The organism is Deinococcus radiotolerans (assembly GCF_014647435.1).
Classification (GTDB): domain Bacteria; phylum Deinococcota; class Deinococci; order Deinococcales; family Deinococcaceae; genus Deinococcus; species Deinococcus radiotolerans.
In genome coordinates this window covers 15,708-40,982 of the sequence record NZ_BMPE01000022.1, presented here as the reverse complement: position 1 = coordinate 40,982, position 25,275 = coordinate 15,708, and the positions used below count along the sequence as shown (strand labels likewise).

The window sequence follows — 25,275 nt, the reverse complement described above, 5'->3', positions numbered from 1 at the left end:
TTACAGCAGCGCCCGGTGATCGGCGAGCAGGCAGCGGTCCTGTACGACGTCGATCCCGCGCGATGCAAGTTCGCGGGCGGTCGCGTCGTCGCGGATGCCGAGCTGCAACCACACTACTTTGGGCGGGGTCGGCATGGCCAGGATGTCCGGTAGGTGCTCGCGCACCCGGTCGCTGCGGCGGAACACGTCCACGATGTCCACCGGGGTCGTGATCTCCGCCAGGGTCGCCACCGCCCGGTGCCCGAAGAAGCTCTCGCCACGCGCCGCCAGCGCCGGGTTCACCGGGATGATCGTGTAGCCCTGGCGGTGCATGTACTCCGGCACGTAGTACGCGGGTTTCATCGCGTCGTGATGGAAGCCCACCACGGCGATGACCTTGTGCTCGGTGAGGATCTGCCGCACCTGCGCCGTCTGCGTCACCAGCGTCATGCGCCCAGATCCTGGTAAGCGGCGCGCGCGGCGTCCAGCGTGGCGTTCAGTTCCGCGTCGCCGTGCACGCCACTGACGAAGATGCTCTCGAACTGGCTGGGCGCCCAGTACACGCCCCGGCCCAGCATCCCCTGGAACCAGCGGGCGAAGGCCTTCGTGTCGCTCGCGGCGGCGTCCGTGTACGTGCGCACACTGCCGTCCGGCGCGTCCAGGTGGAAGGCGGTCAGCATGCTGCCGATGTGGTTGATGCTGATCGGCACGCCCGCCGCTGCCGCCGCGTCCCGCAGGCCGGCCGCCAGAGCGGTGGTGTACGCCCCGAGCCGCGCGTAGAGGTCCGGGTCGGCCTCCAGCGCGCTCAGGGTCGCGAGGCCCGCTGCCATCGCCAGCGGGTTTCCGCTGAGCGTCCCCGCCTGATACACCGGGCCCTGCGGGGACACGAAATCCATCACCTCGGCGCGGCCCCCGTACGCGCCCACCGGCAGGCCGCCGCCGATGATCTTGCCCCAGCAGATCAGGTCCGGGCGCAGGCCCAGCAGGCCGGTCGCGCCGCCCAGCGACAGGCGGAAGCCGGTCATGACCTCGTCCGCGATCAGCAGCGCCCCGTGGGTCTTCACGCGGTGCAGCGCCGCCAGGAACTCCGGCGTGGGAATCAGCACCCCGGCGTTCCCCACCACCGGCTCGAAGATCACCGCCGCCACCTCCGACCCGCGCGCGGTCATCAGGGCGTCCAGCGCCGCCGGATCGTTGTACTCGCTCACCAGCGTCAGGCCCGCGTACTCCTCGGGCACGCCCGCGCTGCTCGGGGCGGCCGCGCCCAGCGCTCCGTCCGCGTTCGTCAGCAGGCCACTCCCGGCCTCCACGAGCAGGCCGTCCGCGTGCCCGTGGTAGTTCCCGCGGAACTTCACGATGAACTTCCGGCCCGTCACGCCCCGCGCCAGCCGCAGCGCGCTCATGGTGGCCTCGGTGCCGCTGCTCACGAAACGCACGCGGTCCACGCCTGTCAGGCGCGTCACCAGTTCCGCCAGCAGCACCTCCCGCTCGCCGGGCGCGCCGAAACTCGTGCCGTACTGCAGGGCGTCCGCAATGGCCCCCCGCACCGCCGGGTGGTTGTGCCCCAGGATCATCGGCCCCCACGACCCGATGTAATCCAGCAGGCGCGTGCCGTCCGCGTCGGTCAGGTACGCGCCGTCCGCGCGGGCGATGAAGCGCGGCGTGCCGCCCACGCTGCGGAAGGCCCGCACCGGACTGTTCACCCCGCCCGGCGTGACGGCCCGCGCGCGCGCGAACAGCGCCTCCGAATGCGCCGTGGGCGCGGGTAGAACAGCAGCTTGCAACTCGGTGGTCATGCCCCCCACCTTACCGGAGGCCCGTGAGGGCCGTGGGCAACCCAGCGCACACTGAAGTGCAGCTAGGAGGTCTGCACCGCGCGCCGGGCCGGGCGGGAGGGGCGCGCTACGCTGGCGGGATGAGTGAGTCGTCCCCCCACAACCTGAGCGTCCGGGAGATGGGCGTGCGGGCCCGCGCCGCCGCCCGCGTGCTGCGGTCGCTGCCCACCGCGCGCAAGGTGGCCGCACTGCACGCGATCGCCGCCGGACTGCGCGCCAATGCGCCCGCGATCCTGACCGCGAACGCGCAGGACGTGCAGGCCGCGCTGGAGGCCGGGCTGCCTGCGCCGATGGTGGCCCGCCTGCGCCTGGACGCACGCCTGCTGGACGGCATCGCGGCGGACGTGGAGGCCGTGTCGCGCCTGCCCGACCCGGTGGGGGAGACCACCCCCGCGCAGGTGCAGCCGAGCGGCATCCGCGTGAGCACCCGGCGCGTGCCGCTGGGCGTGCTGGGCGTCATCTACGAGAGCCGACCGAACGTGACCGTGGACGTCGCCGCACTGGCCCTGATGAGCGGGAACGCCGTGATCCTGCGCGGCGGCAAGGAGACGGTGCGCAGCAACGCCGCGCTGGAAGCCGTGATCCACGCCGCGCTGCGCGGTCAGGGCCTCCCGGCGGACGGGGTGCAGGTCATCCGCGACCCGGCCCGCGAGCGCATGCTGGAACTCCTGAAGCTGGATGATCTGGTCGACGCGATCATCCCGCGCGGCGGGGCCGGCCTGCACCGCTACTGCGTGGAGAACGCGACCGTGCCCGTCATCGTGGGCGGCATCGGCGTGGTGCACGTGTACTTGGACCCCAGCTTCACCCGCGACCCCGGCGACCGGGCGCGTGCCCTGGAGATCGTGCGGAACGCTAAGGTGCAGAAACCCAGCGCCTGCAACGCCCTGGACACCCTCCTGATTCACGAGGAGGCGCTGGACGCCCTGCCGGACATCGCCCGCGACCTCCAGGCGCACGGCGTCACGCTGCGCACCGACCCGGCCGCCCACGCGGCCCTGAGGGCTGCTGGGATCAGCAGCGACCCCGCCACGGCCGCCGATTACGGCACCGAGTTCCTGGCCCTGACCGCCAGCGTGAAGACCGTCCCCTCCTTCGAGGAGGCGCTGGATTTCATTGCCGCGCGCGGGAACCACACCGACGTGATCCTCACCCGCGATGACACTCAGGCGCAGCGGTTCATCAAGGATGTCGATTCGGCGGCGGTGGTCGTGAACGCCAGCCCCCGCTTCAACGACGGCGGGCAACTCGGCCTGGGTGCGGAGGTCGCCATCAGCACCCAGAAACTCCACGCCCGCGGCCCCATGGGCCTGCGCGAACTGACGACTACGAAATGGGTCGTGGAAGGCAACGGCGAGGTGCGCGGGTAGATGGTCAAAAGTTGATGGTTGATGGAAGGTCGCCCCTTCTATCAACCATCAACCTGCTATACCCCGAGTGGTACGTCGACGCCGAGTTCGGCCAGCACCGTGCGGATCGCCTGCGCGTCGATGCCGCTGCGGGCGTGAACGCTCTCGACGGTGGCGTGCTCCTGAAATTCGTCGGGGATGCCCAGGACTCGTACGGGGGTCCGGAGGCCCTCGGCGTTCAGAAATTCCAGCACGGCGCTGCCGAAGCCGCCGACGACGGTATTGTCCTCGACGGTGATGATCGCGCGGGCGCTGCGGGCCACGTCGCGCAGCATCGCTTCATCTAGGGGTTTGACGAAGCGGGCGTTCACGACACCCACGCCGTCCAGGTCAGCAGCGGCCTTCTGCGCGTACTCCAGGGCCTTGCCACCCGCCAGGATCACCACGTCCGCACCGTCCTTCACGCGCTCCCAGGTGCCCCACTCCAGTTCAGGCCAGGTGCCCTCGGGCACGGGCGTGGTGTTGCCGCGCGGGTAACGGACCGCGAAGGGACCGTCGTGCGTCTGCGCGTACTTCAGCATGCCGCGCAGTTCCGCCGCGTCCTTCGGCAGGCCGATCCGCACGCCGGGAATGGACCGGAGGAAGCTCAGGTCGAATACTCCGTTGTGCGTCGCGCCGTCCGCGCCCACGATCCCGGCGCGGTCAATGGCGAACGTGACGTTCAGGTGCTCGATGGCCACGTCGTGCAGCACCTGATCGTATGCGCGTTGCAGGAACGACGAGTAGATCGCCACGACCGGGCGCAGACCCTGGAGGGCCATACCAGCGGCGGCGGTCACGGCGACCTCCTCAGCGATGCCGACGTCCAGGTAGCGGTTCGGGTGCGCCTTCGAGTACCCGACCAGCCCGCTGCCCTCGCGCATGGCGGGTGTGATCACGAACGTGCGCGGGTCCTGCGCGGCCAGTTCGGTCATGGCGTCCCCGAAGGCGTTGCTCCACGAGTACGCCTTGCTGGCGCTGAACTCCCCGGTGCTCGGGTCGAACTTGCCCGGGCCGTGCCAGTAGATCGGGTCGGCTTCCGCGTAGCTGAGGCCCTTGCCCTTCTTCGTGACGACGTGCAGGATGGTCGGCCCGTCCAGATCCACGAGGCGCTCCATGAGCCACACGAGTTCCTGCACGTTGTGCCCGTCCACCGGACCCACGTAGCGCACGCCCATCGCGGCGAAGGGGTTCACGCTGGCCGGGTCGAAGAAGTGCCGGGTGCTGCTCTTGGCGCGGCTCATGAAGTCCGCCAGGGGTTTACTGACCGCCTGCATGGCCTTCTTGCCGGCGCCCTCTCCCTCCTGGAACCACTTCTGCACCTGCAGGCCACGCATGAATTTGTTCATCGCGCCGACGTTCTCGCTGATGCTCATCTCGTTGTCGTTCAGGACGATCAGCATGCGGCGGTTCATGTCCCCGATGGTGTTCAGCGCCGCCAGCGCCATGCCGCCAGTCAGGCTGCCGTCGCCGATCACGGCGGCGACCTTGTAGTCCTGACCCAGCGCGTCGCGGGCCATGGCCATGCCCAGCGCGTTCGCCAGGCTGGTGCTGGCGTGCCCGACGGTGATCGCGTCGTGCGGGGACTCGCTGACCTTCGTGAAGCCCGACAGGCCCCCCTCCTTCTTCACGGTGGCCATCTGGTCGCGGCGGCCCGTGAGCATCTTGTGCGCGTACGCCTGATGCCCCACGTCAAAGAGGATCCGGTCGCGCGGGGAGTTCAGGACGTAGTGCAGCGCCACGATCAGGTCCGTGGCACCCAGCGAGGACGCCAGGTGCAGGCCGCCCACCGAGCACACCCGCGTGATCTCGTCCCGCAGTTCCTGCGACAGCGCGGGCAGCTGATCGCGGGACAGACGCTTGAGGTCGTCGGGGCTGCTGACAAGGTCCAGCAGCGGCGTGCCGCTTGGTCGGATGTCGGTCATGGTTGTCCTCCTGAACGCGGGGCGAAGTTCCGCTCCGTCAGGAGCAGACCCTCGGGCGTGCGAACCTCGCCCACGAAGGGTGTGAACCACAGCTGCTGCGTGGCCGGGAACAGCCCGCCCACCGTGTCACTGATCTGCCGGGTCACGACCCACACGTCAAAGCGGCCGCCGGGCGTGCTCACCTGCCGCCGCTCCTGCACCAGGTAGCTGTACGTCAGGGTGCCGCTGCCCTTCACAGCGCCGTCCGCGCCGAGCAGCGTCACCTGACTCTGCCCCTGCCACGTCAGGCCCGCCCGCCACGCGTCCGGCGCGGGGTACTCCAGCCAGGCCGGTTGCAGCCGCACGGTTACGCCCGGCTTGCTCAGGCCCAGCAGGTGCACGCCCTGCGCGTCCGACACGCGGTACCACGTCTGATCCGCGCCGCGCCCGGTCATTCTGGTCGCGTACGCCGCCTCGCCTCCGAACAGGGTCGGTCCGAGGTTCTGCACCACGTACGGCGCGCCGCCCGCCGACTCGCCCTCGGGCAGGTACGCCCACTGCAACCCGGTCTCCTGCGGGTAGAACGACACGCGGCTCAGCGGAGTCGTGCTCTGCACGGTGCCGGGCGCGCTCGCCTGTGGGGCGCACGACCCCAGGGCAGCGCAGGCGACCAGCAGGGCAGACAGGGGGAGTCGGGGGGCGGGCATGGCACCAAGCTTAGAACGCCTCATTGCCCTCATTCTGTCAGCAAACATGAAGTTCAGCTGACGAACGTCCCCCCAAAGGTGGAGGGGCCGCGCGCGTGGTCCTGCGGGCCCGTGGCCCAGCCGCTGCGCCGGGATAGATTCAGGCGGTTTCGGAAACCGCACTCGTGGCCCTGCGGGAACGGCCTACTCGGCGCGTTGCCCTGCCGGGGACTCTGAGAGATGGCCACGGCACGCGCCTCAGCCGCACCGCGCCTCTCTTCCTCTGGATGGCCCTGCGTCATAGAAGAGAGGCACGCAGGCTCTTGCCTGCGCGCCCCGCTCTGGGCGGTTCAGCTGCTGCTATTGCTGCCGCCCCCGCCCTGCACCTTGGCTTTCAGGGCTGCCATGGCGTCATCGAGCGCCTGGGTGCGGCCCAGGTCCTTGAGCTGCGCGTCGAAGTCGTTCTCCTTACGCAGGTCCTGCATGGCGCGGTTGCGGTCTTCCATCCCGGAGACCTTCTCCTCCATGTCCTCGAAGGCGTCCATGGCGCTGCCTGCCTTGCTGAAGCCCGACACGCGGTCCAGGGTGGCTCCGGCCTGCGCGGTCTTCTGACGGGCGGCGAGCAGGGACTTCTTGCTTTCCATCTCGTCGATCTTGGCTTCCAGGGCGCGCAGCTGGGTCTTGAGCTGCTCGACCGTCTGGGACTGCGTGCTGAGCTGCTCCTCGAAGCCCGCCGCGAGGTCCTTGGCATTCTGCGAGCGGCGCAGCGCCTCGCGGGCCAGGTCCTCGCTGCCGCCGCGCAGGGCCTCCTCGGCCTTCTTCTCGTACTCGCTGGCCAGGCGGCGGTTGGTGTTCGCCTCGCGTTCCAGCTTGGCGTTCTGGCTCATGGCGTCGGCCACTTCGCTGCGCGCGTCGGCGTACGCGGCGCGCATGTCGCGCAGGGCCTGGTCGATGATCTTGCCGGGGTCCTCGGCCTTGCTGATCAGGTCGTTCACGTTCGCGCGCAGCAGGCGCGAGAGGCGGTCAAGGATACTCATGGTGATTCCTCCTGTGGAGAGTGGTGCCTCGGGGCTTGACCCGAAGCTTACCGCCCTCCAGTACGCTCTGGCGCCTCCGGGCGTTCCCGCCGGCGTTCCCCTAAGAAGAGGTGAAGGCGCCGCCGCGCCGCACGCGAAAGGGGGCCCGCAGGCCCCCCGGTCCGTCCTGTGGCGGTCAGAACACGATGGGTTTCAGGCCCACGCTGTCCGAGCCGCACGCGACTGTCAGCACGCCGCCGTTCGGGGTGGCCGTGCAGCCCAGGGCACGCAGGCCCGACAGCGGGAAGATCAGGTTCTTGCCGTCCGTGGCGGGGGCCAGCGGCAGTTCCACGGCGCCCGCGTCGGTCTGCGCGGCGCGCTGGCCCACCGTGACGGTCAGGGTGCCCTGGTCGGCGTTGGATAGGCGGTACTTCCCGCTGCCCAGCGCCGTGACCTTCACGACGCCCACCAGGTCGCTGCCCAGCACGTACGGCTGGCCCTTCACAACCCCGGCGGGCGTGGCGACCTTCGCGGGGGCCGCGGCCTTCGCCGCAGGCGCGGCGTCCACGACGACCAGGGTTTCCTTGTCACTCAGGGTGCTGAGCAGCACGAAGTTGGGCGTCACGTCCTTCACGAGCAGCACGCTGGACTTGCCCGTGGTCTTCCAGTCGCCCGCGCGGGCTCCCAGCTTGCCCCGCACCAGGGGGCGCAGGCTCGTGGCGGGCGTCTGCACGTACAGGCACACGGCGTTCACGCTGAGTTTCAGGCTGGCGGGGCAGTCCATCAGGCGGCCCTTGACGACCGAGCCCACCTCGACCGCCAGCGCGCTGACGCTCTTGTTCGTCGCGGCGGACGCCACGGCCTTGGCAGGTGCGGCCGGAGCGGTCTGGGCCAGGGCGGCCGGGCCGAGCAGGGCCGAGGACAGGATGAGCAGGTGGGGGAAACGCATACCCGGCATGCTAAAGCGCACGCATGAGAAACCTCGCCGCTGCGTGAAGGAGCGGCACTCATGCAGCCAGGCACTGCCTGTCAGCCGGGTCGCAGCAGGCGCACCAGGGCGTGCACCTCGGCGGACAGCAGCGGCTCGGGCGCCGTGACCAGCGTGTGCACCACCGTGACCGCCGGGGCTTCCAGCCCCACGCTGGCCACGGCACCCATCTGCACGTCCCGCGCCACGAACGACGCGGGCATGATCGCCACGCCGTCCCCGGCCCGTACGCCCGCCAGTACCCCCCACAGGCTCCCCAGTTCCAGGCCCTGACCGGGGGGGACGCCCACCCCGTCCAGCAGCCGCTCGGCCTGACGGCGCACGCCGCTGCCCCGCGCGGACCACAGCAGCGTCTCGCCGCGCAGCGCGTGCGGGGGCACGTACCCCAGACCGGCCAGGGCGTGGCCGGGCGGCGTGACCAGCCGCAACTGGTCCTCCCCGACGCGGTGCAGGTCCAGGCCCTCCACGGGCCGCTGCGGGGACGTGATGATCAGCGCCGCGCCCAGCCGCCCGGCGCGGACCTCCTCGGTCAGCGTCCCGGCCGGCCGCGCCACGACCCGCAGGTGCAGACCCGCCGCCCGGGCGCGCCGGACCAGCGCGCTGGCCTGCTCACTCAGGGCGAACGACAGACCCACCCGCAGCGCCGCGACCGGACGCTGCCGCGCGCCACTGATCTGCCCCGCGACCTCCGCCAGGTTCCGCGCAATGGCCTGCGCGTGCGGCAGGAGCCGCTCCCCGGCCTCCGTGAGGGCCACGCCGCGACCCTGCCGCACGTACAGCGCCTGCCCGAACTGCTCCTGAAGTGCGCGCAGCTGCCCACTCACCGCCGGTTGGCTGAGGTTCAGGGCCTGCCCGGCGCGGCTGACGCTGCCCAGCTCCGCGACCACGCTGAACGTGACCAGATGCTCCGGATTGACCCTCACACGCTCCCTCCTGTGACCGGACGCCAGCCGTGCACCGGGTCCGCCTCGCCTGTCCGGGCTGATGGTACCGCGCGGCCCCGGCACCGCCGCCCGCCGGGACCGCGGGCGTCATGCGCTACCCTGCCCGCGTGACCCGCTCCGGCCTGCAAGACACCATCGCCGCCATCGCCACTGCCCCGGGCAGCGCGGGCGTGGGCATCGTGCGCGTCAGCGGCCCCGCCGCGCTCAGCGTCGCGGACCGGGTGTTCCGGGGCCGCCGGGCCCCCTCGCGCACGCCGGGAGGCCGGTTTCTGTTCGGGCACCTGCTGGACGCCGCAGGTGAGGTGCTGGACGAGGGCCTGTGCCTGATCTTCAAGGGGCCGCGCAGCTACACCGGCGAGGACGTGGCTGAACTCCAGACGCACGGCAGCCCCGCCGTCCTGGCCCGCGTCCTCCAGGCGACGCTGGACGGCGGCGCGCGCCCCGCCCGGCCCGGCGAGTTCACGCTGCGCGCGTACCTGAGTGGCCGCCTGGACCTCGCGCAGGCCGAGGCGGTGCTGGGCCTGATCGAGGCGCAGACCGACACGGCCCGCCGCCAGGCGACCCTGGGCCTCAGCGGGGCGCTGGGCGAGCGGGTGGACGGCGTGGCCCGCAACGTCACGCGGACCCTGGCGGCCATCCAGGCGCTCCTCGACTACCCCGAGGAAGGCGTGCCGGACGAGGACCGCACGCGCCCCCTGGCGCAGGCGGACGCCGACCTGCGGGACCTGCTGGCCTCCGCGCGGGCCGGGCAGGTCGCCACGCGCGGCGCGCGGCTCGCGCTGATCGGGCGGCCCAACGCGGGCAAGAGCAGCCTCCTGAACGCCCTGCTGGGCTACGAGCGCAGTATCGTCACGCCCACGCCCGGCACCACCCGCGACTACCTGGAAGCCGCCGTGGAACTCGCCGGGGTGCCCGTCACGCTGGTGGACACCGCAGGCATCCGCGACACCGCCGACGTCATCGAGGCCGCCGGGGTGCGGCAGGCGCTGAGCCTCGCGGGCGCGGCCGATCTGGTCCTGGCGCTGGAGGACGGCAGCGCCCCGCGCGAGCCGGTGGGCGCGGACCTGAGCGGCGCGCGGGTCATCCGCGTCCGCACGAAGGTGGACCTGCCGGCCGCCTGGACCGACCCGGAGGCGCTGGACGTGAGCGCCGTGACTGGAGAGGGCCTGCCCGCGCTGCGCGGCGCCATCCAGGCGGCGCTGCTGGGCGACGCGGCGCGCGGTGAGGCGTGGCTGACCACCGAGCGGCAGGCCGACGCGGCGCGCCGCGCCCTGGCGCACATTCAGGCTGCGCAGACCCTCCCGGACGACCTGGCCGGGTACGAGCTGGAAGAGGCCCTGCGTGCCCTGGCTGAACTCACGGGCCGGGACGTGCAGGAGGACGTGGTGGACGCCGTGTTCCGCAACTTCTGCGTGGGCAAATAGCCGAAGGGGGCGGTGGGCTGGCCGGCGTGGGCGAGAGGTCTTCCAGCCTCCCCAGAATTGCAGGAGCAGGGGGGCGTCCCCAGGTCACTGGTCAGCCGCCGTGAGCGCGGGGGCTCAGGTGAGGGCCTCCTGGGCCAGCCAGTCGGGGTCCGGGGCAACCATTTCAAGGAGTTCAACTGTCACCCCGTCGGGACCCTGGATCTGGCAGCGTTTCTGGCCCCACGGTTCGGTCGTGACGGGCATCAGGAAGTCCAGCCCTGCCTGTGCCAGCCGGTAGGCCTGTGCAGTGACGTCCGGGACGATGAGGGCCAGCATGACGCCGGACGTGCGCTGCTGACTGAGGGCCGGTCCGGCCGCCGGGTGCCCCTGGCGCAGCAGATCAAGGTGCAGGCCGGGGAGGTCCGGGTGGTGCAGGCTGACGAACCAGCCCAGTTCAGCGGTGGGTGTGAAGCCGAGGTGCTGACGGTAGAAGTGGGCGCTGCGGACCGGATCGGCACTGAGCACTGTGACGCTGAGAGCAGTGAAGGTCATGCTTCCCTCCTAATGAATGACAGTCGTACCGGTACGACTGTACCATAGTGGGGATGCGTCAGAATCCAGCCCGCCGTGCGGCCCTGCTCCACGCGGCCATGACCCTTCTCGCCCAGCGGGGCGCCGAGGCCCTCAGCTACCGCAACCTGGACGAGGCCGCCGCGCTGCCCGTCGGGACCGCCGCCAATTACTTCCGCACGCGGGCCGACCTGCTCGTGCAGCTGACCCGCCACGTTCTGGAGCAGCTGCGCCCCGATCCGGCCACCGTGACCGCCGCCCTGGCCGGGCCGGAACAGGAGCGCCACGCCGCGCTCCTCCAGCACCTGCTGGACCGGATGCTGCGCGAACGCGAGGCGACCCTCGCCCTGCTGGAACTCAGACTGCTGGCCCGGCGGCACCCGGACATTCAGGACGCCTTCCGGGAGACCATCCAGGCCAACCTGGCGCTCAGTCAGGCGTTCAGTGACACGCACGGGTTCACAGCAGAGCCCGGGGCGTTTCTGATGGGGTATCTGCTGCTGAGCGGCTTCGTGTTCGAGGAACTGACCCTGCCGGGCCTGCTGCCCCCAGACCTCGGACCCCGGCTGATCCAGGCTCTGACCGGGACTGGCCCGGCAGGCAGCTCGGACGGAGCCGATGGTCCTGAGTGGCACCTGCCCTGAGAGGTGGCCGCTGAACCCCAGGCGGCTGTGTTCCTGTTCCCAGCGGCGCTGCTGCCTACCGGAGTTTCCCGAGGCTCTTGCGGATCAGACTGTCGGCGCTCAGGTCGGGGTCGGCCGCCACGAGTTCCGCGACCACGCCGCGCACCTGCGCCTCGCGGAAGCCCAGGGCCAGCAGGGCGTCCACGGCGTCGCGGCCCGCGGTACTCGTGACCCGCGCGGCCTTCCCGGCGCCGCTGCCAGTCGCGGGCGCGGCGAGATGTTCAGGCACCTTGCCCTGAAGTTCCAGCACGAGGCGCTCGGCGGTCTTCTTGCCGACGCCGCTGACGCTGGAGAGCAGTTTCACGTCCCCGCCGAGCAGCCCGGCGGCCAGGGCACTGACCGGCATGGCGGACAGCAGTGCCAGGGCCAGCTTCGGGCCGACGCCGCTGACACTGGTGAGCAGATCGAACAGGCGGACGCTGTCAGCGTCGTGGAAACCGAACAGCAGCTGGGCGTCCTCACGGACCACGAAACGGGTGTTCAGTTCAGCGGTTTCTCCCACGACTAGCTTGCCCAGGGTGCTGACCGGGCACTGCACCTCGTACCCGACGCCGCCGGCGACAATCACGGCGCTGTTCTCTCGGACTTCCCGGACGGTGCCGGACAGGTAGGCAATCATTGCCCCCATTCTACATTCCGCTGTGAACAGAATGCTGCCGAAAGCCGGACTTTGGCGCAGGTTCACACCACACCGCGCCCCCACACCGCGCCCGGTGTGCTGCACTGTGAGGCATGTTCACCCTGCGTCCCGCCCGCGACACCGACCGCGCCGCGCTGTACCGCATCTGCCTGGAAACCGGGGCCAGTGGCGAGGACGCCACTCACCTGTACGCGGACCCTCTGATCCTGGGTCACGTGTACGCCGGGCCGTACCTGACGCACGCGCCGCAGTTCGCATTCGTGCTGGAACATCAGGACTCTGGGGACGTGATGGGCTACGTCCTGGGCGCGCCAGACACCGCCGCGTTCGAGACCACTCTGGAGCGCGAGTGGTGGCCGGCCCTGCGCGGCGTGTACCCAGACCCGCTGGACGTGCCCCGCGCGGACCGCACCCCGGATCAGCGGATCGCGCACCTGATCCACCATCCGCCGCGTGCGCCGCAGGACATCCTGGACCCCTACCCCGCGCACCTGCACATTGACCTGCTGCCCGGTGCGCAGGGCGGCGGCCGGGGCCGGGCGCTCATGACCACGCTGCTGGACGCGCTGCGGGCGGCGGGCGTGCCCGGCGTGCACCTGGGTGTCGGGGAGTCCAACGTCCGCGCGCAGGGCTTCTACCGGCACCTGGGCTTTCAGGAGGTGCGCCGCGCGCCCGGCGCCGTGACCTTCGGCCTGCCGCTGTAAAGATGCCACTGTAATGAAAACGCGCCCCCGGCTGGAGGACCGGGGCGCGCGCTGCTCTCGCTGGAGCGTTACTCGGTGCGGTACCTGGGCGTGATGATCTGCTCCCGGCCGCCCAGGTCCAGCCCTTCCAGGGTCTGCGCGGTCGCGGTGGGCACCGTGTACGCGTCGGCCGCGGCGTAGTTCACGGCGTACCCCATGTCCTGCAGGCTGCCCACGCTGATGCGGCTCAGGGGGTTCTTCACGCCGCTGTTCAGGTAGCCGGTCATGAGTTCCGTCTTGAAGGTCGTCTCGCGCCAGTGGGCGCCCTTGGTGCCGCTGCCGCCCTGGTTCTCGACCGGCACGGTGCTGAGCGTGCCGCCCGCCGCGCGGTACTCGCGCACGCCATTGGTGCCCTTGTAGATGGGGTTGGTGGTGTTCACGCCGCTGACCAGCCCGAAGCGCGACCACAGCGACCCGATGCCCAGCGAGTGCCCCAGCTCGTGCACGGCAATGTCGGAGAGCTGGCTGCTGAAGTTCGCCAGGTCGGCGGTGTCGAACACCAGCGTGGAGTACGTGGTCAGGCCGGTGCTGCTGCGCACGCTGCACGGGCCACTCTGCGCGAGGATGCCGCCAGGACCGTCGATGCTCTTGTTCCCGGTGAACACCATGATGTCGTCGATGGTGCCGCTGTACGCGGCGTTGCTGCCGCAGCTGCCCGCAGGAATGCTGACGGTCAGGTCCGGCTGGCCCTGCGTGATCACGCCCTGCCAGCGGCTCGCGGCGGCCTTCATGGCGTTCACGACGCTGCTGTCGCTGCCCGAGGCGAAATTCAGGGTGATGTTGTACGCCTCGGTCGCCTGGGGTTGCAGGGCGGCCGTCTTCGCGTACGGGTCGACGGGCAGGTCCGCGACATTCACGGTGCCGGGCGCAGGCTCGGCGGCCTGCACGCTGGCGGGCGCGCTGCCGCACGAGGCGAGCAGGGCAGTCAGGGACAGCAGGGCGGACAGGGTCAGGGTACGGCGCATGGCAACCTCCGAGGGGAAGTGAAACGGGGAAGACGGGGACGGCGGAATGCAGGACGGGGCCCCCTGGGGCCAGGATTAGGAATGAATGGGATTCCGCCCGGAAGGTACGGCGCGCCGCGCCCCCCACCGCCACGTTGGCTAGACAGGTTGCAGGGGTGGGGCGCCCCGCGGCGAGCGCGCCGCTCGGCCAGACAGCGCATCCCCCGCGCCGCAGGCGGACGGTACACTGAGCGGCATGACCGCCCGCCTGATGATGCGAATGCCCCCCGGGCGCTGACCACAAGCAGCGGCCGCGCGGGGCGTTCTGATCAGGTCAGGCGCCCCGCACGCCGTTCACGCCGCCACCCGCAGCCCGTATCCTGAACGGGTTGCCCGACCGCCGCCCCCACACCGGGGCGCGGGAGGGGAAGGAAGGACGCCCATGAGCCAAGACCCGAACCGCCCCTTTTTCATCACGACCGCCATCGACTACGCCAACGGCGCGCCCCACATCGGGCACGTCTACGAGAAGATCCTCACCGACGCCATCGCCCGCTACCACCGCCTCGCCGGGCGGGACGTGTTCTTCCTGACCGGCACCGACGAGCACGGCGAGAAGATCGCCAAGGCCGCCGCGAAGGCCGGGCAGACCCCGCAGGTGTTCGTGGACGACCTCGCCACGCGCGCCTTCAAGGGCCTGTGGGACCGCCTGGAAATCAGCTACGACGACTTCGTGCGCACCACCGAAGGCCGCCACAAGCGCTTCGTGCAGGACGTCCTGCAACGCGTGTACGACGCCGGGGACATCTACTTCGACGAGTACGAGGGCCTGTACTCCGTCGGCGCCGAACGCTACGTCACCGAAAAGGAACTCGTGGAAGGCCCGGACGGCGTGCGCCGCTACCCCGGCGACAAGGACCCACCCGAACTGCGCCGCGAGGCGAACTACTTCTTCCGCATGGAGAAATACCAGGCGTGGCTGCTGGATCACATCCAGCAGAACCCGGACTTCATCCAGCCCGCCGGGTACCGCAACGAGGTCATTGAGATGCTGCGCGAACCCATCGGGCCGCTGAGCATCTCCCGGCCCAAGAGCCGCGTCCCGTGGGGCATCGAACTGCCCTGGGACCCGGACCACGTCACGTACGTGTGGTTCGATGCGCTGCTGAACTACGTGTCCGCGCCTGTCAGCAAGGGCGCGAAACCCGACGTGATCGGCACCGCGTGGCACGTGATCGGTAAGGACATCCTCAAGCCGCACGCGGTGTTCTGGCCGACCATGCTCAAGGCCGCCGGGCTGCCCCCCTACCGCCGCCTCGTGGTGCACAGCCACATCCTCGCGGAGGACGGCCGCAAGATGGGCAAGAGCCTCGGGAACGCCATTGACCCCGAAGCGCTCGTGGCCGAGTACCCGGTCGACGCGATCCGCTACACCCTGCTGCGCGAGGCGACCCTCAGTGCCGACAGCCCCTACGGCGAGGGCATCCTGGTGAACCGCCTGAACAGCGACCTCGCCAACGACCTGGGCAACCTGCTGTCGCGCACCGTCAGCATGATCCAGAAGTACCGCAGCGGCGTCATTCCCGCCGCCGCGGACCTCAGCGACCGCGACCGCGAGATCGAATCGGCGGCGCTGGCCCTGCCCGGACAGATCCTGGGCCTCGTGGACGACCTGAAGATCAACATGGCCATCGAGGCCGCCATGAACTTCGTGCGTGACCTGAACCGCTACATCGCCGAGAGTGCACCCTGGACCCTCGCCAAGAGCGAGGACACCCAGCGCCGCCTGGACACCGTGCTGTACACCGCCGCCGAGGGCCTGCGCGTCGCCAGCGTCGCCCTGGAGGCCGTGATTCCCGTCAAGGCCCGCGAACTGCGCGCCCAGCTGGGCCTCGGCGGGCACACCTACGCCCTCCAGGCCGCCTGGGGCCTCACGCCCGCCGGGACGCGCGTGCAGGGCGGCGCGATCCTCTTCCCGAAACCCGAACCGAAAGACGCCCCTACCCCCGCCCCGAGCGCCCCGAAGCCCGGCAAGAAAGAGAAACCCATGACCCAGACTGCCCCAGAAGCCGCCCCCACGCCCGCTGCCGCCCCGGCCCCCACTGCCACTGCCTCCCAGACCACTGAAACCGAGGGAACGCTGATCAGCATCGACGAGTTCGCCCGCATCGACCTGCGCGTCGCGGAAGTCCTCGCCGCCGAGGCCGTCGCCAAGGCCGACAAGCTCCTCAAGCTCACCGTGAAGCTTGGCGACGAGACCAGAACCGTCGTCAGCGGCATCCGCAAGTGGTTTGAGCCCGAGGCGCTCGTGGGCCGCAAGGTCATCCTGGTCGCCAACCTCAAGCCCGCCAAGCTGCGCGGCATCGAGTCCCAGGGCATGATCCTCGCCGCCGAGGACGACCAGGGCAACCTCGACCTCGTCGGCCTGGGCCTCGACCTGCCCAGCGGCACCAAAGTCCGCTGAGCCCCCCCGCTGAAGGCCGCCCACGATCATGGGCGGCCTTCACGTTGCCTGACCGTCCCGTCACGGGCGCCTGCCCGGGGCCGGGCTACACTGACCGCATGCCGTTTGTCGTCGTGTCCGGCCTGTCCGGCAGTGGAAAAAGCACCGCGCTGCGAACCCTGGAAGACGCCGGGTTCTTCATCACGGACAACCTCCCACCCGAACTGTGGGGCGCCATGCACGACCTCGTGCAGGCGCGCGGCCTGACCCGCGTGGCCATCAGCGCCGACGCCCGCACACGCGACTTCCTAGGCGCCCTGGACGACAGTTACACTCGCCTCACCCGCCGCCGCGAGGACCTGCGCGTGCTGTTCCTGGAAGCCAACGATGACGTGCTGCTGCAACGCTACAACTTCACCCGGCGCGAGCACCCGCTGGGCGAGAACCTGATGTTCGACTTCGCGCGGGAACGTGAACTCCTCGCCCCGCTGCGTGCCATCGCGGACAACGTCATCGACACCACGGCCCTCAGCGCCAAGGACCTCGCGGCGCAGATCCTGCGGGTCTTCCGACTGGAACACGACTTCCACCTGCGCCTGATGTCCTTCGGGTTCAAGCACGCCCCGCCCCGCGACGCCGATCTCGTGCTGGACGTACGCAGCCTCCCCAACCCCTACTACGACCCCGCCCTGCGCCCCCGGACCGGCCTGGACCCGGCGGTCGCCGCGTACGCCTTCCAGGGTGAAGGCAGCGAGCAGTTCTACGCCGACCTGCGTGACTTCGTGCGCGTCGCCGCCGAACGCGCCCGCACCAGCGGCCGCCACGGGTACACGGTCGCCATCGGCTGCACCGGCGGGCAGCACCGCAGCGTCGCCGTCGCCGACCGGCTCGCCCAGGACCTGGCCGACCTGAATGTCGATATCATGGACCACCGAGACATGAAAGAACACGCCCATGAGTGACCCGCCCATCCCGCAGCGCGCCGCACGAGCGGACGGCAGCCGCGACGCGCGGCGCACCGAGCTGCTGCAACGCGGGCAGCAGGCCACCCGCCGCGCCCGCATGTGGATGTCCCCCGGCCTGGGCGTCAAGCGGTGGCTGGCGCTGTTTGTCATCTGCACCCTGATCGGCGCGGTCGGCGTGCTGCACTTCACGTGGACCGGTCCGCTGCACTTCACGGCCACCCGCTGGATCCTCTGGGTGAACGCCCTGATCCGCCCCGAGGTCATGCCGCTGTACGTGGGCGGCATCCTGCTGATGGCCCTGGCCCTGCTGGGCGCCCTGTGGAGCATCATGATGCTGAACCGCTCGGTGCTCAGCGGCACCGGCACCGCCCCCGAGCAGGCCGTGGACCTCATGTACCAGAACCGCCACCTGGCGCGCGGCCCGCGCATCGTGACCCTGGGCGGGGGCACCGGCATGTCGAACCTGCTGTCGGGCCTGCGCGTGCACACCGGGAACACCACCGCCATCGTGACGGTCGCGGATGACGGCGGCAGCAGCGGACGCCTGCGCCAGTCGCTGGACATGATCGCCCCCGGCGACCTGACCGATTGTTACGCCGCCCTGAGCGACAGTCCCGTCATGGCCCGCCTGCTCCTGCACCGCTTCACGCGCGGCGACGGCATTGAAGGGCACACGTTCGGGAACCTGATGCTCGCCACGCTCAGCGAGGAGCAGGGCAGCCTCAGCGAGGCCATGCTGGACATTCACGAGGTGCTGCGCATCCGCGGGCGCGTGTACCCGGCTGCCACGCAGCCCCCCACCCTGGTCGCGCACCTGAACGACGGGCGCGTCATTCGCGGCGAGAGCCAGTTCGCGCAGCAGGTCGGCGCGGCCCGCATTCAGCGCGTCACGCTTGACCCTCCGGACCTGCCCGCCCTGCCCGAGGTTCTCCAGGCCATCCGGGACGCCGACCAGATCATCCTGGGCCCCGGCAGCCTGTATACCAGCATCCTCCCGGCGCTGCTGGTGCCGGCCATTGCGCAGGGACTGAGGCAGACGGCCGCGCCGCTGATCTATGTGGCCAGCCTGATGACCGAGCCCGGCGAGACCGACGACCTGACCCTGGAAGGGCACGTGCAGGCCATCACGCGCCACCTGGGCCGCACCCCGGACTGCGTCCTGGTGAACAACGCCATACCGGCCCGCGAGGTCATTGACCGCTACGCCGCCGAGGGCGCCCACCTGCTGAGCCTGAGTGGCGCCAGCCGCGACCTGCGGGGCCGCAGCGTCATCCTGCCCCTGCTGCACCCCGGACAGGCCCGCCATGACCCCGCCGCGCTGGCCCAGGCGCTGCTGTACGCCGCGCCCCGCCGCGACCAGACCACCTGAACGGCAGCGTGCGGGGCGGCCCTCCCGGGAGGGCCGCCCCGCACCACACGCCGCGAGCTTTACAGGCCCAGCAGGCCCAGCGCGACCGTGTCCGTCAGTTCCCGCTGGAAGGGCTGCACGAGCGCGCGTTCCTGCGCCGTGCCGGTCTGCACGTCACGGTTCAGGTCCGGCAGCTGGCCATTTTGCAGGGTCTGCGCCGCCTGCGAGAAGTCAATGCTGGGCACGCCCAGCGCGCGGTTCACGCCTGAACGCACCGCCGCGTAGCGCTCGGCGCTCATGTTCTCGCGGCTCAGGGCGGCCGCCTGCGCCTGCCGGGCGGCGCCCACACTGCCGCCCACCTCGCGCAGCACGGTCATCATCTGGAACAGGTTCGGGTTCTGCCCGTTCTGGATGTCCGTCCACACTTGCTGCACGCCCGTGAAGGACGAGCCCATTGCCTGACGCACGTCCCGGCGCACCCGCACGAACTTCTGCACGTCCGCGCGCGTCAGGGCCGCGTTGACATTCCCGGTCAGGGCGGGCGGCGCCCCCGTCCCCCCACCCTGCGACTGCGTCTGCGCGGGCGGTGACTGCCAGTTCGCCAGGAACGCCCGCGCAGGCTGAATCACGAAGAACCACGCCAGACCGCCCAGGAGCGCCAGCACCAGCAGCGTACCCCCACCACAGCCCAGGCACCCGCACCCCCACCCTCTGCCACTTGATCTCATGTCAGCTCTGTACGCGGCTGCCCCCTCCGGGGTTCCCGGGTCTATAGTCAGGGCAGCTCATCACAGCCCAGCCCCGCGCGCCCGCGCCCCAGGAGAACCATGAAGCGTTCCGTGTCCGCCAGTCTGCTTGCTGCCCTCGCCCTGTCCGCCTGCGCCCCGGCGTCCGTTCCCGTGCCCACCACCACCCGCGTGCACGACACCCGCACCTTCAAGGCGGTCACGCCCACCTTCACCGCCCTGACCGGCGCGAGCATCTACCAGGGCGTCATGCCCGGCATTCACGGCGACGCCGCGTACGCCATCGAGGTGCCCGGCAACTGGAACGGCCAGCTGATCATGTACGCCCACGGGTACGCCGGGGACGGCCCGAACCTGATCGTGCAGGCCCCCGCCCTGCGCGCCTACTGGCTGAGCCTCGGGTACGCCTGGGCGGCCAGCTCCTACAGCGCCAACTACTACGACGTGCAGGCCGGCGTGGAGGACACCAACGCCCTGGCCAACGCCTTCCCGACCCTGACCAGCAGGGCCAGACCCACCAAGACCCTGATCATGGGCGTCAGCATGGGCGGCCACGTGGCCGGCGCCGCCGTCGAGAAGGAAACCGCGCAGACCGCGAAGAACAAGGTGGCCTACGCCGCCTCGATGCCCGTCTGCGGCGTCATGGACGAGGAATACGAATTCCAGTGGCTGGGCGATTACACCCTGGCCGCCGCGCAGCTCGCCGGACTGGGCCCCAAGACGTTCCCGCAGGGCACGGACACCTACGCCAAACTGCTGCCTGACATCCTGGCCGCCCTGTTCACCAGCACCACCGACCCCGTCTGGCAGGAGAACGCCACGCAGGGCGCGAAACTGCGCGAGATTGCCCGCAACCTCACCGGCGGGCCCCGCCCCGTGTTCGAGCTCGGCTTCCGCCTCGGGTACTGGCAGAAGGCCGTGCTCGGCACCGGCGGCGCGGACGGCACCATCACGGGCATCCTGCCGCGCAACATCTACGGCAACGCGACCACCAGCTACCGCTGGACGAGCGGATCGGCCCCCACCGCCGCCGAGGCCGCCTTCAACGCGGGCATCCTGCGCGTCACGCCGGATCAGAACCCCAACCCGGCCCGCAGTGACCGCGTGCGCGACCTGCCCCGCGTGAACGGCGAGATCAGCGTGCCCGTCCTGACCATGCACACCACCGGGGACTTCTACGTGCCCTTCAAGCACGAGCAGCTGTACCGCGCCGCCGTGAACGCCGCCGGGAACGGCGACCGCCTCGTGCAGCGCGCCATCCGCGCCGCCGGGCACTGCGAATTCACCGCCGCTGAACTCGTCGAGGGCTTCACCGACCTCGTGAAGTGGGAAGCGGGCGGCGCGAAACCCGCCGGGGATGACGTGACCACCCCCGCCGTGCTCGCCGACCCGAACTACGGCTGCGCGTTCACGCGCGGCACCCGCACCGGCGTGGACGCCTGCCCCGCGAACTGAGCTGAAGCCAGGGGGAAGGGGGAGGCCCGGGCGGCGCTCCCCCTTCCGTCAGTCCGGGAGGACGGGCAGGACCGTGAGGAGGGCGTGCCCGCCGCGCAGCGAGGCCGTGACCGGCCCCCCCGGCGCCTCGTTGCTGACGGTCCAGCCGCTTCCCAGCGGGATAGCTGCGTCGGTCAGCGGCCAGCGCACCCCGCCCAGGCTCAGGCCGAGCAGGTCCGACACGGCCAGCACGCTCAGCGTCGCGCCCGTCGGCACGCCCAGGGACAGGGGAGAGGCGGGCGTCAGCGGCCAGCCCCACTCGTCCCCGCTCGTCAGGGTCACGCGCAGGCCCTCCCGCTCGGTCAGGCGCAGGGCCAGCAGCGCCAGCGCCAGCGTGTGGTCAAAACGCCCGCCGAACGCGCCCAGCAGCACCAGCTCCGCCGCACCCCGCTCACGTGCCACGCGGACCGCCAGTTCCGCGTCCGTCTCATCCTTCGCCGCCGGGTGCACCTCGCGCGGCGCGTCCACCTGCACACCCGCCGACGAGTCGAAATCCCCCACCCACACGTCCACCCGTACATTCACGAGCGCCGCGTGCCGCGCCCCGCCGTCCGCCGCGACCACCACGTCCGGCCGGGGCAGGGCGTCCAGCAGCGGCGAGGCTGCCAGTCGGCCGCCCACCAGCACCCACGCCACGCCCCCCTGCCCCGCCCTGCCGTCCAGTCGTCTCAAAACCTCCCCAGTGTAGGGCCCCCGTGCGGGGCTACAGGCCCGGCAGGTTCAGGCTGCCCAGCACGTCATTCAGCAGGGTCTCCACGTTCCGGCTGACCCCGTCCAGCGGGCCGCTCCCCCGCAGGGGATTGAGCGGCGACAGGTACAGCAGTCGCGTCCCGCCACGCGGATTGAGCGCCGGGTCCGACGTGACCGCCAGCTGCGTGAAGCGCTCCTGCCCGTCCGGGAGGGTGTACGTGACGCCCACCAGCTGATACGCCCCGGCGTTCTCGGGCGCCGAGACCTCGAACTTCAGGGCGGCCACGGCCTTCAGGGTCGCCGCTGTGGCCGCTGCATTCAGTGCCTTGAGCTTCACGGGATTCAGCAGGTCCCCCGTGAACAGGGCGTTCAGATCCGCGAACGTCAGCCCGCGCAGCGCGCCCCCCAACTGCTGCACAAGCAAGGTCGCCGCAGGCGCCGGACTGGCACTGGCCGCCGGTGCCGGAGCGGCCGGAGTTGCGGGCGCATTCAGGGCCGCGCCCGGCGCGAGCGTCAGGTACGGCTTGAGCACCGCGTTGCCCGTCAGCTTCTGCGCCATCTTCGCCGCGCAGTCCGCCGCGGCCTTCCCCTCATCGGAATCGAGGTACACGCTGCCCGTCCACCACGTCCAGGTGCTGAAGCCCGAACTGCTGCCCTCGCACGAGTCCTGCCAGCGGACCTCACCGGTCTGCCGGTCCAGCAGCTCCAGGCTGGCGCGCACCGTGGTGCCCCGCACGCAGCCCACGAAGGGCAGGCACAGCCCCCCACCGGTGCTGACATCCGTGATGCCGCCCCGCAGGTCCAGGCTCGCGCCCTCAGGCTGGCGCAGGGGACGTACGTAGCCACTGCCACTCAGGGCGCGGGACAGCGCCTCGTCAAACGCGGCGTACACGCTGCCCGAGCAGTACCCGCCGCTGCACCAGCGGTCCCCGATGTACACCGCCGCCTGCGGCCCTGTATACGTCGCCGCGCTGCCCACACCCACCGTCAGCGCACCCAGCAGCGTGAGGCCCAGCCGCGCCCCACGGCGCGTTCCCCATTCCTTGACCATGTTTCTCGCCTCCACGCGGTCACCTAGGACCGCCCCGTCAGCATAAATGAACTGTGCGAAAAGCCACACTAGAGTGAGCGGTCGTCCGGCAGGCGCCGCACCCCCGACTCCTCCACACTCAGGCGCAGGCGGTCACCATCCAGAGCCGCTGCTTCACGCGCACTCAGGGTCAGTGACAGCGGCCCCCACTCGTGGGCGACCGTCACCTGCACGCCGCCCTCCACCGGCTGCCGCGCCGTCACCGGCCACCATTCCCCCACGCCGGGCCGCAGCGCCTCCTCGGGCACGAAACGCACCCAGCTCGGCTCGTCCGGCAGCAGATTCGACTCGCCCAGGAACGCCGCCACCCACGCCGTCGCGGGCCGCGCGAACACCTCCTCAGTCGCCCCCACCTGCACCAGTTCGCCCGCGCGCATGACTGCCACACGCCCGGCCAGCGCCCGCGCCTCCCGCTGATCATGCGTCACCAGCAGCACGCCCGCGCCCACCTGCGCGAACAGCGACCGCAGCCCCGCACGCAACTCGGCCCGCAGCCGCTCGTCCAGGTTCGACATCGGCTCGTCCAGCAGCAGCAGCCCCGCGCCCGTCGCCAGCGCCCGCGCCAGCGCCACCCGCTGCGCCTGCCCCCCCGACAGCTGCGCGACCCGCCGCGCCTCCAGTTCCGGCAGATCCACCAGCGCCAGCGCCTCACGGGCCCGCGCCGCCGCTGCCGCGCGCCCCGCGCCCCGCACACGCGGCCCGTACGCCACGTTCCCCAGCACGCTCAGATGCGGGAACAGCGCGTAATCCTGAAACACCAGCCCCACCCCACGCGCCTCCGGCGGCAGGCTCGTCACGTCCCGCCCCGCCACCGCCACCGATCCCGCATCCGGCTGCTCCAGGCCCGCCACCACCCGCAGCACCGTGCTCTTCCCACACCCACTCGGGCCCAGCAGCGCCACCGTCTCACCCGCCGCCACATCCAGCGACACACCCCGCACCGCCGCCACCCGACCAAACGACTTCCGGATACCAGCGAGGGACAGGGCAGGGGGAAGGTCGGTCACGCGGGTCAGCATCTCACGTGACCTCGCCCTCGCCGCCGTCCAGCAGGGTGAAGGCCAGCGTGGCGAGGACGAGCAGCGCAGTGGCCAGCGCGCAGGCCTCGCCAAGGTTGCGTTCACCGGGGCGGCCCAGCCGTTCATACAGGCCGGTGCTGAGGGTCGCCCATTCGGGCCGCGTGAGGACCAGCGTCGCACCGAACTCGCCCAGCACGGTTGCCAGTGCCAGCGCCCCGCCCCCCCGCAGCGCTGGGAAGGCCAGCGGCACCGTGACGGACCGGAACGCCGCGCTGCGCGAGGCACCCAGCGAGCGGGCCGCCTCAAACAGCCGGGGTGGAATGGCCCGCAGCGCGGGCAGCAGCGAACGCACCACCAGCGGCCACGCCAGCAGCGTGTACGCCGCGATCAGCATGGGCAGCGTCGCGGCCAGCACCGGGTACGCCAGCAGGTACCCCACCGCGAGGCTGACGGGGGAGACCATCAGCGGCAGCAGCGAGACCAGATCCAGCGCCCGCGACCCGGCCCGCCACGCGCCCAGCGCGTACAGGCCGCCCAGCAGGGTGGCGCCGGCCAGGGCCATCAGCCCGAAGCGCACGGTGTTCCACAGGAGCAGCGGTGTGTCCGGGTCTGCCAGCACGCCCTGCCAGTACCCCAGTGTGAACCCCGACGTGCCCAGCACGCCCCGCAGCGCCACCGCCACCAGCGGCGCGAAACACACGAGCGCCACCACACCCCCCAGCCCCAGCAGCGCCGCCCTCGCCCCACCCCGCGCGCGCGGCAGGCCACCTGACGGTACGCCCACCCCACCGCGTGATAGCGCCACGTACGCCCAGGTCGCCAGCAGCGTGAACCCCAGCTGGCCCACGATCAACGCACTCGCCTCCGACAGGCGCAGTTGCAGTGCCGTCAGCGTGTAGATCTCCACCTCCAGCGTCGCGAACCGCTCGCCACCCAGCGCCAGCGGCAACCCGAAACTCAACGCCGAGTACAGGAACACCAGCACCACCCCCGCCAGTACCCCCGGCAGCGCCAGCGGCAGCGCCACACCCAGCGCCGCCCGCCACCAGGGCGCCCCCAGCGACCGCGCCGCGCCCACCACGTTCCCCGGCACCCGCGCGAACCCCGCGTAACTCAGGCGCACCAGCACCGGCACGTTGAAAAACAGATTCCCCAGCACCAGCAGCGCCGGCGTGTCACTCAGGTCCACACCCGTCAGGCGCGTCACCCACCCCTGCGGCCCCAGCAGCGCACTCAGGCCCAGCACCGCCACCAGCGTCGGCGTCACGAACGGCAACAGCAGCAGCCGCAGGAACAACGCCTTCCCCCGCACCTCGAACCGCGACAGCAGGAACGACAGCGGCACCCCGATCAGCGCCGCCACGCCCGCCGTCACGGCCGCCTGCGTCAAGGTCCATGCGAGGCGACCCTGGAAGTACGGGTCACGCCACACGTCCAGGGTCACGCCACCTTCCCGCAGCGTTCTGGCCAGGGGCAGGACAAGACACAACGTCACGAAGATCAGGCCTGGGAGGGCGAGGAGCCAACCTGTCAGCTTGGGCAGGTTCATAGGGGGGTGCCTGCGGTGGGCTGCCCCACCCCCCAGCCCCCATCCCCAGGGGGGACGGGGGGGCAGTCGCTGCGCTCGGCAAGAGATTTGACTGACGCGGCGGGCTGGCGCAGGGCAGTGACGGTTCCGGCCTCGACGCCATCCGTCGCGCCCGCCGAAGGCCCGCGCGCTGCGCGCACGACGGCTCGTGGGCCAGGACGGTAGAGGG

The 25,275-nt window shown here is 71.2% G+C and carries 23 protein-coding genes; 8 read left to right on the top strand and 15 right to left on the bottom strand.

The window, feature by feature from the left end:
* Both IEY63_RS19475 and hemL read right to left on the bottom strand, forming a co-directional pair.
* Positions 1-429, bottom strand: coding sequence for a CoA-binding protein (locus IEY63_RS19475; RefSeq protein ID WP_189070665.1), 429 nt, complete (start codon positions 427-429; stop codon positions 1-3).
* Positions 426-1,775 (bottom strand): glutamate-1-semialdehyde 2,1-aminomutase, encoded by a 1,350-nt coding sequence (gene hemL, locus IEY63_RS19470; RefSeq protein ID WP_189070664.1) that lies wholly within the window; start codon positions 1,773-1,775, stop codon positions 426-428. The genes IEY63_RS19475 and hemL overlap by 4 nt, the downstream gene beginning before the upstream one ends.
* Positions 1,776-1,894: 119 nt before the next feature.
* Here hemL and IEY63_RS19465 point away from each other — a divergent pair, with 119 nt between their 5' ends.
* A complete protein-coding gene (locus tag IEY63_RS19465; protein WP_189070663.1) occupies positions 1,895-3,184 on the top strand; it encodes a glutamate-5-semialdehyde dehydrogenase in 1,290 nt (429 codons plus the stop codon).
* A 56-nt stretch (positions 3,185-3,240) separates the two neighbouring features.
* Here IEY63_RS19465 and dxs read toward each other — a convergent pair whose 3' ends face one another.
* From dxs to IEY63_RS19440, 5 genes are all read right to left on the bottom strand, one after another.
* Positions 3,241-5,127 (bottom strand): 1-deoxy-D-xylulose-5-phosphate synthase, encoded by a 1,887-nt coding sequence (gene dxs, locus IEY63_RS19460; protein WP_189070662.1) that lies wholly within the window; start codon positions 5,125-5,127, stop codon positions 3,241-3,243.
* Positions 5,124-5,813: a hypothetical protein gene (locus tag IEY63_RS19455; protein ID WP_189070661.1), complete on the bottom strand. Its 690-nt coding sequence runs from the start codon at positions 5,811-5,813 to the stop codon at positions 5,124-5,126. The genes dxs and IEY63_RS19455 overlap by 4 nt, the downstream gene beginning before the upstream one ends.
* 329 nt (positions 5,814-6,142) lie before the next feature.
* Positions 6,143-6,829, bottom strand: a complete 687-nt coding sequence (locus IEY63_RS19450; protein WP_189070660.1) for a PspA/IM30 family protein — start codon at positions 6,827-6,829, stop codon at positions 6,143-6,145.
* Between the two features lie 175 nt (positions 6,830-7,004).
* A complete protein-coding gene (locus tag IEY63_RS19445; protein ID WP_229784817.1) occupies positions 7,005-7,757 on the bottom strand; it encodes a hypothetical protein in 753 nt (250 codons plus the stop codon).
* An 80-nt stretch (positions 7,758-7,837) separates the two neighbouring features.
* Entirely contained in the window at positions 7,838-8,719 is an 882-nt protein-coding gene (locus tag IEY63_RS19440; RefSeq protein ID WP_189070658.1) for a LysR family transcriptional regulator, read from the bottom strand.
* A 128-nt stretch (positions 8,720-8,847) separates the two neighbouring features.
* On the opposite strand from IEY63_RS19440, the gene mnmE reads away from it, so the two are divergent.
* Positions 8,848-10,164, top strand: coding sequence for a tRNA uridine-5-carboxymethylaminomethyl(34) synthesis GTPase MnmE (gene mnmE / locus IEY63_RS19435; protein ID WP_373290941.1), 1,317 nt, complete (start codon positions 8,848-8,850; stop codon positions 10,162-10,164).
* Between the two features lie 114 nt (positions 10,165-10,278).
* Here mnmE and IEY63_RS19430 read toward each other — a convergent pair whose 3' ends face one another.
* A complete protein-coding gene (locus IEY63_RS19430; protein ID WP_189070656.1) occupies positions 10,279-10,695 on the bottom strand; it encodes a VOC family protein in 417 nt (138 codons plus the stop codon).
* Positions 10,696-10,748: 53 nt separating this feature from the next.
* On the opposite strand from IEY63_RS19430, the gene IEY63_RS19425 reads away from it, so the two are divergent.
* The gene (locus tag IEY63_RS19425; RefSeq protein ID WP_189070655.1) at positions 10,749-11,357 is read left to right on the top strand and encodes a TetR/AcrR family transcriptional regulator; all 609 of its coding nucleotides are present in this window, start codon (positions 10,749-10,751) and stop codon (positions 11,355-11,357) included.
* A 55-nt stretch (positions 11,358-11,412) separates the two neighbouring features.
* On the opposite strand, the gene ruvA is transcribed toward IEY63_RS19425, so the two are convergent.
* Positions 11,413-12,015, bottom strand: a complete 603-nt coding sequence (gene ruvA / locus IEY63_RS19420; protein WP_189070654.1) for a Holliday junction branch migration protein RuvA — start codon at positions 12,013-12,015, stop codon at positions 11,413-11,415.
* A 113-nt stretch (positions 12,016-12,128) separates the two neighbouring features.
* Between ruvA and IEY63_RS19415 the strand changes: the two genes are divergently transcribed.
* Complete coding sequence (locus tag IEY63_RS19415; protein ID WP_189070653.1) at positions 12,129-12,740, top strand: GNAT family N-acetyltransferase; 612 nt, start codon at positions 12,129-12,131, stop codon at positions 12,738-12,740.
* A 68-nt stretch (positions 12,741-12,808) separates the two neighbouring features.
* On the opposite strand, the gene IEY63_RS19410 is transcribed toward IEY63_RS19415, so the two are convergent.
* Entirely contained in the window at positions 12,809-13,744 is a 936-nt protein-coding gene (locus IEY63_RS19410) for a leishmanolysin-related zinc metalloendopeptidase (RefSeq protein WP_189070652.1), read from the bottom strand.
* Between the two features lie 421 nt (positions 13,745-14,165).
* Between IEY63_RS19410 and metG the strand changes: the two genes are divergently transcribed.
* The 3 genes from metG (at position 14,166) to IEY63_RS19395 (ending at position 18,500) form a co-directional block, all read left to right on the top strand.
* Complete coding sequence (gene metG, locus IEY63_RS19405) at positions 14,166-16,187, top strand: methionine--tRNA ligase (RefSeq protein ID WP_189070651.1); 2,022 nt, start codon at positions 14,166-14,168, stop codon at positions 16,185-16,187.
* A gap of 98 nt (positions 16,188-16,285) precedes the next feature.
* Entirely contained in the window at positions 16,286-17,128 is an 843-nt protein-coding gene (gene rapZ, locus IEY63_RS19400) for an RNase adapter RapZ (protein WP_189070650.1), read from the top strand.
* Entirely contained in the window at positions 17,121-18,500 is a 1,380-nt protein-coding gene (locus IEY63_RS19395) for a gluconeogenesis factor YvcK family protein (protein WP_189070649.1), read from the top strand. Before rapZ ends, IEY63_RS19395 begins: the two co-directional genes overlap by 8 nt.
* Positions 18,501-18,559: 59 nt before the next feature.
* On the opposite strand, the gene IEY63_RS19390 is transcribed toward IEY63_RS19395, so the two are convergent.
* Complete coding sequence (locus tag IEY63_RS19390; protein ID WP_229784816.1) at positions 18,560-19,144, bottom strand: hypothetical protein; 585 nt, start codon at positions 19,142-19,144, stop codon at positions 18,560-18,562.
* Between the two features lie 162 nt (positions 19,145-19,306).
* On the opposite strand from IEY63_RS19390, the gene IEY63_RS19385 reads away from it, so the two are divergent.
* Complete coding sequence (locus tag IEY63_RS19385; RefSeq protein ID WP_189070647.1) at positions 19,307-20,680, top strand: alpha/beta hydrolase; 1,374 nt, start codon at positions 19,307-19,309, stop codon at positions 20,678-20,680.
* Between the two features lie 48 nt (positions 20,681-20,728).
* Here the strand turns inward: IEY63_RS19385 and IEY63_RS19380 are convergent, their stop codons facing one another.
* From IEY63_RS19380 to IEY63_RS19365, 4 genes are all read right to left on the bottom strand, one after another.
* Positions 20,729-21,391, bottom strand: a complete 663-nt coding sequence (locus tag IEY63_RS19380; RefSeq protein WP_229784815.1) for a thiamine diphosphokinase — start codon at positions 21,389-21,391, stop codon at positions 20,729-20,731.
* A gap of 31 nt (positions 21,392-21,422) precedes the next feature.
* Complete coding sequence (locus tag IEY63_RS19375) at positions 21,423-22,460, bottom strand: hypothetical protein (RefSeq protein WP_189070646.1); 1,038 nt, start codon at positions 22,458-22,460, stop codon at positions 21,423-21,425.
* Positions 22,461-22,528: 68 nt separating this feature from the next.
* Positions 22,529-23,506 carry an ABC transporter ATP-binding protein gene (locus tag IEY63_RS19370; RefSeq protein WP_229784814.1) on the bottom strand — a complete coding sequence of 326 codons (978 nt, stop codon included), beginning with the start codon at positions 23,504-23,506 and terminating at the stop codon, positions 22,529-22,531.
* A 13-nt stretch (positions 23,507-23,519) separates the two neighbouring features.
* Positions 23,520-25,067, bottom strand: a complete 1,548-nt coding sequence (locus IEY63_RS19365) for an ABC transporter permease (protein ID WP_189070644.1) — start codon at positions 25,065-25,067, stop codon at positions 23,520-23,522.
* Positions 25,068-25,275 lie beyond the last annotated feature (208 nt).